This is a genomic window from Bacillus sp. FSL R5-0712, from assembly GCF_038593285.1.
GTDB classification, from domain to species: Bacteria; Bacillota; Bacilli; order Bacillales; family Bacillaceae; genus Bacillus; species Bacillus safensis.
This window is the reverse complement of sequence record NZ_CP151981.1, coordinates 745,900-761,080: the sequence shown is the minus strand read 5'-3', so window position 1 is coordinate 761,080 and position 15,181 is coordinate 745,900. Positions and strand designations below refer to the sequence as shown.

At 41.3% G+C, this 15,181-nt stretch carries 10 protein-coding genes and 1 pseudogene; 3 read left to right on the top strand and 8 right to left on the bottom strand.

The window, feature by feature from the left end; translation table 11 throughout:
• Positions 1-77: 77 nt before the first annotated feature.
• Positions 78-1,403, bottom strand: a complete 1,326-nt coding sequence (locus tag NSU11_RS03605; RefSeq protein ID WP_034623075.1) for a 6-phospho-alpha-glucosidase — start codon at positions 1,401-1,403, stop codon at positions 78-80.
• Between the two features lie 17 nt (positions 1,404-1,420).
• The gene (locus tag NSU11_RS03600) at positions 1,421-3,010 is read right to left on the bottom strand and encodes an alpha-glucoside-specific PTS transporter subunit IIBC (protein ID WP_342493791.1); all 1,590 of its coding nucleotides are present in this window, start codon (positions 3,008-3,010) and stop codon (positions 1,421-1,423) included.
• Positions 3,011-3,158: 148 nt separating this feature from the next.
• On the opposite strand from NSU11_RS03600, the gene NSU11_RS03595 reads away from it, so the two are divergent.
• The gene (locus NSU11_RS03595; protein WP_197172114.1) at positions 3,159-3,923 is read left to right on the top strand and encodes a MurR/RpiR family transcriptional regulator; all 765 of its coding nucleotides are present in this window, start codon (positions 3,159-3,161) and stop codon (positions 3,921-3,923) included.
• Between the two features lie 144 nt (positions 3,924-4,067).
• On the opposite strand, the pseudogene NSU11_RS03590 reads toward NSU11_RS03595, so the two are convergent.
• The 4 genes and pseudogenes from NSU11_RS03590 to NSU11_RS03575 form a co-directional block, all read right to left on the bottom strand.
• Positions 4,068-4,517, bottom strand: a pseudogene (locus NSU11_RS03590) (SMI1/KNR4 family protein); the annotation flags it as partial.
• A gap of 109 nt (positions 4,518-4,626) precedes the next feature.
• Positions 4,627-5,601, bottom strand: coding sequence for a tRNA-dihydrouridine synthase (locus NSU11_RS03585; RefSeq protein ID WP_122631743.1), 975 nt, complete (start codon positions 5,599-5,601; stop codon positions 4,627-4,629).
• Between the two features lie 251 nt (positions 5,602-5,852).
• Complete coding sequence (gene rlmD / locus NSU11_RS03580) at positions 5,853-7,232, bottom strand: 23S rRNA (uracil(1939)-C(5))-methyltransferase RlmD (protein WP_216100154.1); 1,380 nt, start codon at positions 7,230-7,232, stop codon at positions 5,853-5,855.
• A 61-nt stretch (positions 7,233-7,293) separates the two neighbouring features.
• Positions 7,294-8,202, bottom strand: a complete 909-nt coding sequence (locus tag NSU11_RS03575) for a diacylglycerol kinase (protein ID WP_024424554.1) — start codon at positions 8,200-8,202, stop codon at positions 7,294-7,296.
• A gap of 182 nt (positions 8,203-8,384) precedes the next feature.
• On the opposite strand from NSU11_RS03575, the gene NSU11_RS03570 reads away from it, so the two are divergent.
• Positions 8,385-9,338 carry a nucleoside hydrolase gene (locus NSU11_RS03570; protein WP_034623068.1) on the top strand — a complete coding sequence of 318 codons (954 nt, stop codon included), beginning with the start codon at positions 8,385-8,387 and terminating at the stop codon, positions 9,336-9,338.
• Positions 9,339-9,369: 31 nt separating this feature from the next.
• Here NSU11_RS03570 and NSU11_RS03565 read toward each other — a convergent pair whose 3' ends face one another.
• Positions 9,370-12,582, bottom strand: a complete 3,213-nt coding sequence (locus NSU11_RS03565) for an efflux RND transporter permease subunit (protein WP_044334143.1) — start codon at positions 12,580-12,582, stop codon at positions 9,370-9,372.
• A 131-nt stretch (positions 12,583-12,713) separates the two neighbouring features.
• Between NSU11_RS03565 and NSU11_RS03560 the strand changes: the two genes are divergently transcribed.
• Positions 12,714-13,559 (top strand): TetR/AcrR family transcriptional regulator, encoded by an 846-nt coding sequence (locus tag NSU11_RS03560; protein WP_122631741.1) that lies wholly within the window; start codon positions 12,714-12,716, stop codon positions 13,557-13,559.
• Between the two features lie 180 nt (positions 13,560-13,739).
• Here NSU11_RS03560 and gatB read toward each other — a convergent pair whose 3' ends face one another.
• A complete protein-coding gene (gene gatB, locus NSU11_RS03555) occupies positions 13,740-15,170 on the bottom strand; it encodes an Asp-tRNA(Asn)/Glu-tRNA(Gln) amidotransferase subunit GatB (protein WP_024424551.1) in 1,431 nt (476 codons plus the stop codon).
• Positions 15,171-15,181: the final 11 nt, after the last annotated feature.

Genomic DNA, 15,181 nt, shown 5'->3' with positions numbered 1-15,181 from the left:
GGCTTTTTACAATACATCGGTTGAAAAAACAAATAAGCAATATGAGCGCTGTCACGCCCATATTGCTTATTCTCGTGTTATGTTAACTCTGGCCAAAATGCTTGATTTGCCACAATTAAGTCGTCTAAAATATCTTTTGCTACTTTAGCACTCGGCACCGTTTTCGATAATGTGATGGCCTGCCATAATTTTTGATAGGACCCTTCTTCAAATGCTTCTACTACTAGTTTTTCTACGCCAACTTGCTGCTCCATAAGACTTTTTTGAAATCTAGGAATCTCTCCAACTACTAATTTTTCTGGACCATTGCTGCCAACAATACAAGGAATTTCGACCATGGCTGTTGGATCAAAGTTCCTAATAGCGCCATTGTTCTCTACGATCATCAGCATCCGTTCCTTTTTATTAAAAGCAATGGCTCGTGCCAAATCAACGATATAGGAAGCGTGTTCATCAATGGTCAGCTTTGTTTCCTTTGCAGTTCCTTTATCAATGATGGCCTGACATTCACTAAAAACAAAAGCTTCCCGCCCCTCCATCACTTCATTGGCACGCGTGAACTCGATATTTGAATGTGCCACTTCTTCATCTGGAAATAGATAGTATTTCAAATACGTATTCGGTATCGTTTTTGGATCAAGCGCTTGAATATCTTTGGCCTTTTTTAATGTGCTGTTCCAGCTCTTCTGCTGTTCTAGCTCAGATGTTCCATCTGTTGCATAACCATGCTGGCTTACATGCTTAATTACCTCAGGCATTAAGCTATTTCCTGCTTTATCTCGAATATCTGTCCACCAGCCAAAATGATTCAAACCATAGTAATCGACTTCTAGTTCTTTCCGCGAAGATAAGCCTAAATTTTTTGCAATTAATTCTTCAATGCCAATTGGCATATCGCATATGTTTAAAATTTTGGCATTCGGTCTTAGCTTACGTGTTGCCTCTGCGACTATCGCTGCAGGGTTCGAATAGTTTAACATCCAAGCTTCAGGTGAGTATTTTTCCATATAATCGACAAGTTCTAATACACCTGGAATGGACCGCATTCCGTAAGCTATCCCGCCTGGGCCGCATGTTTCCTGTCCGACGACTCCATGCTTCAATGGAATTTTCTCATCTAATTCTCGCATTGCATATTTCCCGACACGAATATGTGCCATCACAAAATCGACTTGAGTAAAGGCTTCTTCTGGATCCGTGCTTGCCAGTAATCGCACTTCTGGTGCCCGTTCTTTTAACATAATCTCACATGCATCTGCAATCGTCTTTTGTCTAGCTTCATCATTATCATAGAGTTTAATTGTATGAATTGGGAACTCATCTAGATAGTCTAACAGCATCAAAATGATCCCCGGTGTAAATGTACTTCCGCCTCCAGCGATGGTAATATTAAATTTTTTCATGATATCCAGCTCCTTTTTTAATCTAATGAAAGTTTTGTCTCAAAGGACTCTCTTACTTGCGGTACACTTAAGCCAACAATGATTTGAATGCTTTGACCACTCTTCGCCATGCCGTGGGCCAGTTTATTTTTTGTAAAGTAGTCCCTATCTTTCACCAAGCTAGGGTCAATCACTGTAATACGCAGACGTGTGGCACAGTTTGTCACATCTTTAATGTTTTCTTTACCGCCAAGACCTTCTAAGAAATACACGGCTTTCTCTTCATACTCAGATGCATAAACGGGCGCTTCTTTTTGGTCATGACCTTTTTTATGAGCATTCTCATAATCCTGTTTTGTATATAGCCTCGTCTCCTCCTCATGTTTTCGTCCTGGTAATGGAATATCGAATTTCACAATCATCCATCTAAATATGACAAAATACACGGCTGTAAAAAGAAGTCCAATCATCGCTTGGATCAGATAAGTCCCTCCATGATTTGAAGAGAGCGGAATCCAGTTCAATGCAGCTATTTCAATAAACCCGGAACCCATCATTCCGACAACACCAAACATATTCATGATTGTCACCATGGTCGCACCAAGAAGTGCATGTATTACAAATAAATAAGGCGCGAGGAATAGGAATGTAAATTCAAGCGGTTCTGTAATTCCGGCAAATACCGCTGTTAATGTGGCGGGTAATACCAATGCCAAAACCTTTTTTCTGTTTTCTTTCGGTGTTGAAAAATACATGGCTAAAGCTATCCCTAAACAGCCAAACATCTTAATATTCCCATGCAATAAAAATCCGTATGGATAAAGATCCTTCAAATCGGAAGTGGAGGACGCAAATTCATTTAAGTGAGCAATCCAATATGGTTTTAACCCCCCATTTACAGCCGCTGGACCAAACTCAAAAGGTGTATAAATAAAATGGTGAAGTCCTGTTGGAATTAACACCCTTTCCAAGAAATGAAACAGCCAGACACCAATATAACCAGACTGTGCCATGAACCCTTGGAGAGATTGAATCCCCTGCTGAACATAGGGCCATACAAAAGCAACGATAAAAGCAATAGGAATCATCACAAAGAATCCGATGATGACAACAAATACAAGCCCCTGGAAAATCCCAAGCATTTCAGGCAGCTTTTGATCATAAAAACGATTATGGATCCAAATGACGATTCCAGATATCATCACCGCACCAATGATACTTGTATCCAGCGTAGGTATACCCGCAATTTCTTTTACACCCGCTACGTTCTCGACACCTTGCGATAAATCAACGCCAAAAGTAGACGGCCAAAGTGTCAAAATAGCATGAATATAATTGTTAAATACAAGATAAATCATCAAAGCTGCGAGCGTCGCACGTGCTTGCGCTTTTTTTGCAAGTGAGATGGGCAATCCAATCACAAAGGCTAATTCCATATGATTGAAAATCGTCCATCCCCCGCTTTCAATCAGTGACCAAACCTTGTACCACATCGTACCTTCTCCAGCCATTTCCCCCATAATCGCTGGATTCTTACATAAAGTCGCGAGGCCGACAACAATACCAAAAAACGCGAATAAAAGTACAGGAACTACCATAGCACTGCCAAACCGCTTGATTGCATTCATAAGCATAACCCCTTTGCTTGATCCATAACATCACTGTAAAGGCAGCGCTTACAAAAACCAATAGGTTTGACGTATTTAGAAATCAAGTTGTAACATTAGATTATATTTTCACAGGAAGAAAATATTTTCATGTTGGAGGGCACATCGCATGATACTGGACAAGCTGGTTAATAAATACTTCGAAGATTTAAATAAGAATGACCTGCACATTATTAAAACGATCCATGATCATCTTGAAGAAATGAAGACAATGAAAATTCAGGACCTTGCCCGATATGCTCATACTTCCATCTCATCCATCCATCGGCTTGCCAAGAAAATAGGGTTCGACGGCTACAGTGACTTAAAGTCTTATGTGAAATTAAATGCTTTCACTGAAGAGACCACACAGGATTTAATGCAGCTGCTTGATCAAGACATCCGGCAGACAAGAAAATATATGGAGCAGCTGGACTTTCATCAATTAAATCAACTGATTGATCGTGCACCGTATATTTATATTTATGGGACAGGAACTGCACAGCTTGATTTAGCAAATGATATACAGCGGCAGCTATGGTCACTGCATAAGAAATCTCAAGTATTACGAAGCAAGCGGGATTTAACAGATGGAATCATTGAATTTGGTGAGGATGACCTTTTATTTATCATTTCTTTATCGGGTGAATCGAAGAATTTAGATGAAATCATTCAATTGGTGAAAACGAGACATATCAAATTTATCAGCATGACCACATTAAGGAATAACCTCCTTGCACAAAATGCCATGTTTAACATCTATGTAAGCAGCACCCCGTTTCACTTATATAACAAAGTGGACAACTCCAGCTTTCTGCCATTTTACATTGTGGCAGATATTATCGTCAGAAAATTTAGTGAGTGGAAAGTGAACCAATTGAATAATAAGACTTAAACATAACAGATACAGTTTTGGAGAGAGATTCAATGTTGCTTCGCAAAAAAAAGAGAGACTCTTTTGTCTCTCTCAAAAAACACTGTATAACAACGGTTTTAATGAAATATATCTACTTGCTGCTGCCTTTTCCTATTCATGCTATTCAGCGGTATAATGCCCAGCAATCAGTTCATCAAACGAATCCGCTAATTTGAAATCCGTCTCATCTTCTAGATCAAAGTAATGAACCGGCGGATGCTCCTTTGTTTCTCTGTAATCCAATGCAATCCACGTATGACCATCCCCACAAATGAGCACAAGTCCCTCAGGCAATTCCCATTCTTCTATTAAATAATCACTATCCATAATGCCTTCATCTTTGGCAATTCCTCTTAAATGATCAAATGACACATGATCCTCTGCCCATCCATTCGGCTGATCCGTTGGAAAAGCATTATGCAATGTATACCCGCCATTTTGTTCGAGGATCAGTTGCTTATATGTATCAGGCAGGATAACGCCTAGCTTCTTTTCCGCTTTTGCAATGCCTTTCTCATTGATTTTCTTAAATGTTTCTTCGCTTTCTCTATCTTTATCCCAAAATGGTTTCAAATAAAATACCTCCAATTGTTATTTCTATATTATTTTACCATTTAAGAGAACTAGTTTAATAGTCCTGTTTAATAAAAAAGAGAAGGGTTCCCCCTCCTCCTCTTGTTGGTCATGATTGTTCTTGATTTCTCGCTTCAAATTCATCCAACATGGCACGCACTTCATCTGTTGATGATGTGTTCATTAATTGATTTCTTAAGAAACTCGCTCCTCTGAATCCTTTTACATAAATCTTAAAGAAACGGTGCAGTGCCTTGAATGGACGCAAACCTAGTGATGAGTATTGATCATGGAGATCAAGATGTAACCTTAAAAGACCAAGCAGTTCATCACTTGTATGCTCCCTCGGCTCTTTTTCAAAAGCAAATGGGTTATGGAAAATTCCGCGCCCAATCATCACGCCGTCTACTCCATACTGTTCAGCGAGCTTTAAGCCTGTTTGACGATCAGGAATATCACCATTGATCGTCAAAAGAGTATCAGGTGCTACTTCATCACGAAGTTTCTTAATCTCAGGAATGAGCTCCCAATGCGCATCCACCTGGCTCATTTCCTTTCTTGTACGAAGATGGATTGATAAATTCACAATATCTTGCTCCAAAATATGTCTAAGCCACCCGCGCCATTCATCGACCTCAGTAAAACCAAGTCTTGTTTTCACACTGACAGGTAATCCCCCTGCTTTTGCCGCTTGAATCAGCTCTGCCGCAACGTCTGGACGAAGAATCAAGCCGCTGCCCTTTCCGTTTTGGGTGACATTCGGGACAGGACAGCCCATATTAATATCAAGCCCCTGAAATCCCATTTCCGCCATTCCAATGCTCATTTGTCTAAAGTTCTCAGGCTTGTCTCCCCAAATATGAGCAACAATCGGCTGCTCATCCTCTGTAAACGTTAAACGCCCCTTCACACTTTGAATGCCATCAGGATGGCAATAGCTCTCACTGTTCGTAAACTCTGTAAAAAACACATCCGGTCTCGCCGCCTCACTCACAACATGACGAAACACAACATCTGTCACTTCTTCCATTGGTGCTAATATAAAAAATGGCCGCGGTAAATCACGCCAGAAATTTTTACTCATCTTTCATCCAATTCCTCTCATGACATAGCGCCTTTTAGGGCATGTCCTTCTATAAAGTCTTTCAGCAATTTTTATCATTATATACTTTAATATGAACCGGGCAAAATTGCAAAAAAGGACATTTGGAGATGAATTGCGGGATAAAAATATTAATTCCACTTCCAAATATCATTTTTTAGGCCGATTGAACATACAAAAATAAAAACATCCCGATATCAATGTTTTTCACAGAATCGGGATGTCACAATAAATTACTGATTAATCACAAGACTTGCTACACATTCCACATGTGAGGTATGCGGAAACATATCCACAGGCTGCACTTCCTCTGTCACATACCCGCCATCTTCAAGAATTCTCAAATCACGAGCAAGCGTCCCAGGATTACAGGAAACATAAACAACTCGGTTTGGTTTCATCTTTAAAATGGTGTCAAGCAGTGCTTCGTCGCAGCCTTTTCTTGGCGGATCGACGACGAGGGTATCTGCTTTGATGCCTTCTTTGTACCATTTTGGGATGACGGTTTCTGCTTCACCGACTGCAAATTCAACATTATTGATTCCGTTTAAGGCAGCATTGCGTTTTGCATCTTCAATTGCTTCTGGGACAATTTCAACGCCATATACTCTGCCTGCTTTTTGTGCGAGAAATAAGGAAATGGTACCGATTCCGCAATAGGCATCGATGACGGTTTCTTCGCCTTGCAGCTCTGCATATTCAAGCGCTTTGTCGTAAAGTACCTTTGTTTGAGCTGGGTTCACTTGATAAAACGAGCGGGCCGAAATGGCAAATTTGATGTCGCCAATCGTGTCATAAATGTATTCTTCGCCCCATAAAACGGTTGTTTCGTCTCCGAAAATGACATTTGTTTTCTTTGAATTCACGTTTTGTACAATTGACCGAACATGTGGGAAGCGTGCTATAATCTGCTCAATCAACTGCTGCTTTTGCGGAAAGTCAGCTGTTCTAGTAACAAACACAACCATCATTTCACCTGTTGCAATACCGTAGCGAACCATCACATGACGCAGCCAGCCTTTGTGCCGCTCTTCGTTATATGCTTTGATGCCAAACGCATTGCATATGTCTTTTACTGCCTGTACCACTTCGTCGTTTTCTGACTGCTGAATCAAGCATTTTTCCATATCAATGATTTCATGGGTACGCTGCTGATAAAATCCTGCAACAAGTCCGCCTTCGCGTTCGCCAACTGGCACTTGTGCTTTGTTTCGGTAATTCCAAGGGTCTTCCATGCCGAGTACAGGATGAACTTTTACACGGCTCATATCAAGCTTGCCGATCCGCTCTAAAACGTCCTTTACTTGTTTTTGTTTGAATAGCAGCTGGCCTTCATAGCTCATATGCTGAATTTGACAGCCGCCGCACTGCTTGTAAATGGGACATGGCGCATCTTGCCTGTGCTGACTTTCCTTTGTCAGCTCCATGAGTCGTCCAAAAGCAAATCCTTTTTTGACTCGTGTGACTTTGATTTTCCCTTGTTCGTCAGGAAGGGCATTCGGTACAAAGACAGGGAATCCTTCAATTTTTGCTACACCTGCACCTTCATGCGTTAAGTCTTCAAAGGTTACATTGTAGTATTCATTTTTTTCAACAGGCGGTTTCATTTTCACCAATTTTATCACCTCATTTGCAAAGAAAAACTTGGCCGCCATAAGGAACCAAGTTCAGTCTTCACCCTATTTTTTCAGCTGTTGCTTTTGGCACAATAAATTCAATATGGCGATACAGGTTTTCAAATTCACCCGGCAGCATGCCGCCGTATTCACCATCTAAATTTAATTGCATTTTATCTTTTACATCTACCTTCACGCGATTCGCTTTTGCGTAGATGACATTGTTATCATGAATATGCTCGCCTCTGAGTGCAAGGCTGACCACTCGAATGGCTTCTGCTAGATTGACCTTCTTTAGAATAATCAGGTCAAACATCCCATCATCTAAAATGGAATCTGGCGCTAGTTTTTCAAAGCCGCCTACTGAGTTTGTGAGTGAAACAAGAAACAGCATGATTTCTCCATGAAACAATTTGCCGTCATATTCAATTTCGACTTCTGTCGGGCGGATAGATGGAAGCATCTCCATGCCTTTTAAATAATAAGCAAGCTGTCCAAGCATGGTCTTCAGCTTACTAGGCACCTCATAGGTGAGCTCTGTTAACCGGCCGCCGCCAGCAATATTAATAAAATAATGGCCATTGACTTTACCGATATCAAGCGGCTTCGCTACACCCTCAATAATGGCATCTGTCGCTTTTAAAACACCTTCTCGTGGAATGCCAAGTGCTCTTGCGAAGTCATTTGTCGTTCCAACGGGAATAATTCCTAGTTTCGGTCTTTTTTCAAGCGGTGCTAGTCCGTTGACGACTTCATTGATCGTGCCGTCTCCACCTGCTGCTACAATTAAATCAAAATCTCTCTGTGCGGCTTTTTCTGCTGCTTGCGTGGCATCTCCTGCACATGTCGTCGCATGACAAGAAGTTTCATAGCCAGCTTGTTCAAATTTTTGCAAAACCTGCGGTAAATTCTTCTTGAAGAGTTCACGCCCAGATGTCGGATTGTATATAATTCGAGCACGTTTCATTCATCATCATCCTATATTCATTATGCAATCTATTTTCACCACTAACAACCTTTAATTATACTATGAGATTTGAAAATGGCAACAAAACAACCACCTAATTATGTGAAATCTCCTAGCCAAACTCCCTCAGCAAGAAAGCATTCTGATAAGATAAAAGAAAACGCTGTAAAGGATGATATGCGATGAAAAAGCCTGTCTATTTTAATCATGACGGCGGTGTTGATGACCTCGTCTCTTTATTTCTTCTCCTTCAAATGGAACATGTGAAAGTGATCGGAATGTCTGTGATTCCTGCTGATTGTTATTTAGAGCCTGCTCTCAGTGCATCTCAAAAAATCATTGATCGCTTTAGTCCTTATGAAATTGAAGTTGCTGCTTCAACTTCTAGAGGCGTCAATCCATTTCCAAAGGAGTGGCGTATGCATGCTTTTTATGTAGATGCTCTGCCAATTTTAAATGAAAAAGGCACTGTTGATACAAAAGTGTCCAAGCTGCCAGCACACCTTCACCTGATTGAAACGGTTAAGAAGGCAAAAGAACCTGTCACCCTGCTCTTTACTGGTCCGCTCACAGATCTTGCACGCGCTTTAGAAGAAGATCCTTCGATCTCTAATAAAATTGAGAAATTGGTGTGGATGGGCGGCACGTTCCTTGAAAAAGGCAATGTTGAAGAACCCGAGCATGATGGGACAGCAGAATGGAATGCCTTTTGGGACCCTTATGCTGTCAGCACTGTCTTTCAGGAACCGTTTCCTATTGAAATGGTCGCGCTTGAAAGTACAAATCAAGTCCCGCTTACACTTGATGTACGTCAGCGCTGGGCTTCTCTTCGTTCTCATATTGGAATAGATTTTATCGGACAGTGCTACGCCTTTTGTCCGCCGCTCATTCATCATGAAACGAACTCGACTTACTACTTATGGGACGTGCTGACAACGATCACTCTTGCTTCCTCTTCATTTACTCGCTCAAAAGAAGTGAACGCAATCGTTTATACCGAAACGCCTAGACAAGGTCGCACTGAAGAGCATCCAGATGGAAAATCAATTCAAGTGATTGACCATGTCGATCGTGATGCCTTTTTCCACGCTTTTGAAGAGCTTATGAGAAAAGCTGTTTGTCAGATTTCAAAATAAAAAAAGCCCCGCTCATTGGCGGGGCTTCCTCTTACTCTTCTTCTGCGTACTTTTTCTTACGTCTAAACTTGCTTAACATTTCATACACGATTGGAACGATAACCAATGTGAGAAGTGTAGAACTTGTTAAACCGCCAATTACGGTAACACCAAGTCCTTTTGATACGATTTGGCTTCCGCCTTCAAATCCTAATGCGAGTGGCAGCAGTGCACCAATTGTCGCAAGTGCCGTCATTAAGATTGGACGTAATCTTGTTGTACCTGCTTCAAGTAATGCTTCTCTTGTTGAGAGACCTTCTTGTTCTTTATGAATCACTCGGTCAATCAAGACAATGGCATTAGTTACAACGATACCGATCAGCATGAGCAATCCAATCATGGCATTTAAGCTGATGGTTTCTTTTGCTATAAACAATCCAAGCAGTGCGCCAATAACCGTAAATGGAAGTGAGAAGAGAATTGCAAATGGTGCAAGACCTCCGCCAAATGTGATGACGAGAACGAGATACACAATGGCAATCGCTGCTAGCATTGCAAGGCCAAGCTGTGTAAAGGATTCTTGGATATCCGCACTTACGCCGCCTGTGTCAATCGTTACGCCAGATTTTAGGTCAAGCTTATCGACTTTCTTCTGAACATCCTGCGTTACACTTGAGACGTCGTCTGTTGTCATGTCACCAGACACTTCTGCGTAGATTTTTCCATCACGTTTTGTCACCGTATTTGCTGTCGTCCCATCTTTTACTTTGACGACATCACCAATTCGGACTTCTTGCCCTGTTGGTGTGGTGATCTTTTTGTTTTCTAAATCTTTTTTGCTCTTATATTCATCTTTTTCCGTTTGAAGCTTCACATCAAGTTCTTTGCCGTCCTCTGTGACTTTCGTCAGTGTTGTTTCACTATTTTGAGGTGCAATCGCTTGAGCGATTTGTGAAGCAGTTAGACCTAGTTTCGCCAGTTTTTCTTGATCTGCATTAAACGTATATTCGTCGTATTTCTCAGATAAGCTTGTGCTGACATTTTTCAGGTTTTTCTCATCTTTTAAGATGTTCTCAACATCTTTTACTGTGCCTTCAATATCACTTGCTTTGTCCCCGTACACATAGTATGTCACGGTATTATTTGCACCAGCAGATGAGAAGTTTTGTGATTTCCATTCCCCTTTAGACGCTTTGTCTTGAAGGGCTTTGACCACGCGGTCTTTTTCTTTATCAAAGTTTGGCGTGTCATCATCATATTGTACGAAGAATAACGCACCGTTAGAGTTACCGCCAACACTTGCTGTCATGGCATTTGAAGAGCCAAGAGAATACTGAACTGTATTGACATGGTCACGTTTCATCAAATATTCTTCAGCTTTTTTCGTTTCATCAATTGCTTGCTCTCTCGTTTGTCCAGGTTCAGGTGTGTATGTCACCATGGCCGTTTTCTCTGCTTCCTGTGGTAAGAAGCTGACACCGACAAGTGGTGCTAAGAATAAGCTTCCGACAAGCATAAGAATGGCAATCCCTGATGTGATCCATTTATGGTTGAGTGTCCAATTAAGTACACGTCTATAACCGCCAGCAAGCTTGCTTGGTTTATGTTCTTTTACCTTTTTCGCTGTGCCGTACAAGTTCTTTTTAAATAGAGTGTGTGCCATCATTGGAACAATTGTAATAGCGACAAGCAGTGAAGCAAGTAACGCAAACACAATCGTTAAGGCAAATGGGATGAATAGTTCACCAATCATTCCACCTACTAATGCTAACGGTAAGAATACCGCAATTGTCACTATCGTCGAAGACATGATTGGGATAAACATTTCTTTTGTGGCTTCTCTGACGAGTGCCTTGCCTTTTAACGGTTCATCCTTTAACGCCATTCGTCGATAGATGTTTTCTATGACCACTATCGAGTCATCGACAACACGCCCGATGGCGACGGTCATGGCACCAAGTGTCATAATATTTAATGTGATATCCAGCTGATTTAATAGTAAAACAGCAATCAACAGAGATAACGGTATGGAAATGACCGAGATTAATGTTGATTTGATATCTCTCAGGAACAATAGAATGATAATGATCGCAAAGATCGCTCCGATGATCGCCTTGTTCAGCATTGTGCTGACAGACTCTTTAATCGGCTCTGCTTGATCATATGTGGTGCTTACATTAATACCTTTGTTGTCTTTTTTGAATTTCTCAAGCTCTTTTGTCACTTCTTCTGCTACACTCACTGTGTTGGCATCAGAGCCTTTAACAATTTGCAGACCGATACTGTCTTTTCCATTCGTTCTAGAGATCGATTCTGCATTTTTTACGACTTTAATATCTGCTATCTCAGATAGCTTGATCGTCGGAAGCTCTACAGATTGACTGCTTGCTGCACCTCCACCTGCTTGCTGCTGAGCCTGACTTGCACTTCCAGCCTGCTGCTCCGTACCTTGCGCACCTTGGTTTTCTGAACCGTTAGAAGGTGCTCCAGCTCCAGCGCTTCCCGCACTGCCGCCTGCACTTGGTGTAACTGGAATGCGCATGTTTTTCAAATCTTTGACGCTTAAAATATTGCCGTCCACGACAACTGATTTTTGTTTGTTGCCAAATGTATATAGACCTAATGGTACATTCACATCAGAGCCTTTGATCATGTTTTGGACAGTATCTTCATCTAGACCGTATTCTTTCAATTTCTTTTGTTTAAACGAAAATTCTACTTCTTTGATTTGCTGTCCTGAAGTTTCGACAGAAGAGACACCGTCTAATCCTTGAAGTGAAGGAACGAGATCATTTTCTACTTTTTGTGTAAGGTCTTGTAATGATTCTTTATCACCAGAGACACTTAGGGCTAGGATTGGAATCGCATTAATACTAAAGCGTGCGATTTTAGGTTTTTCTGCATTTTCAGGGAAATCGATATTGCTAATCGCATCTTCAATTTCCTTTTTTGCTTCATCCATGTCTTTGTTGTAATCGTACTCGATTTGAATGGATGATGCATTTTCAAATGAATTAGAAGTGACCACGCTGACCCCATTGAGGTTTTGAATCGATTTTTCAATTGGATCTGTCACCTTATCTGATACTTCGTCCGGCGTTGCGCCAGGGTACGTTGTAGAAACCGTAATGACTGGCGTGTTGATATTCGGGATTGATTCTTGTTTCATATTCAATCCGGCATATAGACCAGCAACTGTTACGATAATCGTCATGAGCCATACAGCGAACTTATTCTTTAATACAAAATTGATGATCGAATTCATTATATCCTCCATTTTCCTTTATGTATTGACTGACTGGTCATTCTATATCATAATAAACGGTGATATACAATGCCGTCAACCATTTCACTTGCGTTTGACGTAACATTCTAAAGCTGAAGGGGCCTTATTTCATGAACGAAAAAAAAGAAAAAATCATTAAAGCAAGCATCCAATTGTTTGCGAAAAAGGGTTTTTCTTCTACGACCATTCAGGAAATTGCAGATGAATGCGGAATATCAAAAGGCGCATTTTATTTACATTTCAAATCAAAAGAACAGCTTTTCAACCGAGCGTTTGAATATTATATCGACACTTCGATGCAAACTATCGAAATGATTCGAAAAGAGAATCAGCATCTCGCGCCAAGAGAGATCTTTCAGAAACAAATCGCTGAACAGTTCCAGCATTTTGCTGAGAACAAGGATTTTATCATTCTGATCCTCAGCGAGAACATTATTCCAGAAAACCAGCAGATTAAAAAGTATTCAAAAACTGTGAAAAAGCAAATGAACGATGAAATTCAAATTTCCATCTTGACCACTTATGGACAGGAGATCGAACCATATGTAACTGACCTGTCAGTCATGATCCAAGGAATTATCCAATCATATGTGCAGGTTCTGCTTTTACAGGATCAAATGCAATTATCATTTGATGAGCTCTCATCCTTTATACTCGAACGGTTTGATGATCTGGTCCACGGCTTGCTTCGTTCTCAGACGAAGCCGATTTTGAAGCAAACCATTTGGGATGATGAAGCGCCGAGTGCTGCTTCCCTTCAAGAGGAGCTTCGTTCGTTAAAGCTTGAGCATCTGCTTTCAGATGATACCGTTGTATCCATTGAAGTGATTGAAGAAGAGCTGGCAAAAGCTGAACCTCGTAAGCCAGTCATCAAAGGGATGCTGACGAATTTAGAAAAGTGTGTGGACCCTGCTGTTCTTAGAGCAGTTGAGCAATTGAAGCTGTTTCTTCAGTAACATGACGTGCTGTTTTCGATTTAGCTCACCTTTTCCCCTTCGAATGTGCACTTTCGCTTATGCTTCATTATAAGAAAAGATTCTCTAAATTGATATACGGCGGTGGTCTGAATCTATGATAAGACCCTGTCATTTCAAGCAAAAAAAAACCGCCTATTACATAAGGCGGTTTTTTGCGATTTAGCGCTTTTTGATTTCTTCAAGGAGAATCTTGTTCACCATCGGCGGGTTAGCTTGGCCCTTCGATGCTTTCATGATTTGTCCGACTAAGAAGCCAATCGCGCGGTCTTTACCATTTTTAAAGTCTTCAATGGATTGCGGGTTGTTATCAAGTGCTTCTGTAACGAGTTTAAGCAGCGCACCTTCGTCAGAAATTTGGACAAGTCCTTTTTCTTTGACGATTGTTTCTGCATCTCCCCCATTTTCAATGAGCTCTTTGAATACCTTTTTCGCAATCTTTGAGGAAATTGTTCCTTTTTCAATGAGCTTGATCATGCCAGCAAGTCCTTGCGGCGTTAGCTTTGTATCGTCCAGCTCTTTTTGAGCAGAGTTTAAGTAAGCAGACACTTCACCCATGAGCCAGTTCGATGCTTGCTTCGCTTCTGCACCTTCTGAAATGGTCGCTTCAAAGAAATCAGACATTTCTTTCGTCAGCGTGAGTACCATTGCATCGTATGCAGGCAGTCCAAGCTCATCGATATAGCGTTTGCGGCGCTCGTCTGGAAGCTCTGGAATCGATGCTCTTACGCGTTCTTTCCACTCGTCATCAATGTACAGTTCCACCAAATCTGGTTCTGGGAAGTACCGGTAATCATCAGATCCCTCTTTGACACGCATCAGGATCGTCTTTTTAGACGCTTCATCATAACGGCGGGTTTCTTGTTCGATCAAGCCGCCAGAAAGCAATACTTGCTCTTGACGCTTTTCTTCGAATTCAAGGCCTTTTTGTACGAAAGCGAATGAGTTCAAGTTTTTGAGCTCTGTCTTTGTACCAAACTCTTCACGGCCGATTGGGCGAAGAGAAATGTTGGCATCACAGCGAAGTGAGCCTTCTTCCATCTTACAGTCAGAAACGCCTGTATATTGAATAATGGATTTTAATTTTTCTAAGTAAGCATACGCTTCTTCTGGTGTGCGAATGTCTGGCTCAGATACGATTTCAACTAGCGGTGTGCCTTGACGGTTGAAATCGACGAGTGAGTAACCGTCGCCTGTGTGCGTCAGTTTCCCAGCATCCTCTTCCAAATGAAGACGCGTAATACCGATTCGTTTTGTTTTGCCTTCTACTTCAATTTCAATCCAGCCGTTTTCACCGATCGGTTTATCAAATTGAGAAATTTGATACGCCTTTGGGTTATCAGGATAGAAGTAGTTTTTACGGTCAAATTTTGTATCTGTTGCGATCTCACAGTTCAACGCCATGGCCGCTTTCATCGCAAAGTTCACCGCTTCTTTGTTCAGTACAGGCAATACGCCAGGATATCCAAGGTCGATGACACTTGTTTGCGTGTTGGCAGCTGCACCAAAAGGTGTCGGCGAGCTTGAGAAAATTTTCGATTGTGTTTTTAGCTCTACGTGGACTTCAAGTCCAATTACCGTTTCAAAGTTCATTCTGATTCACC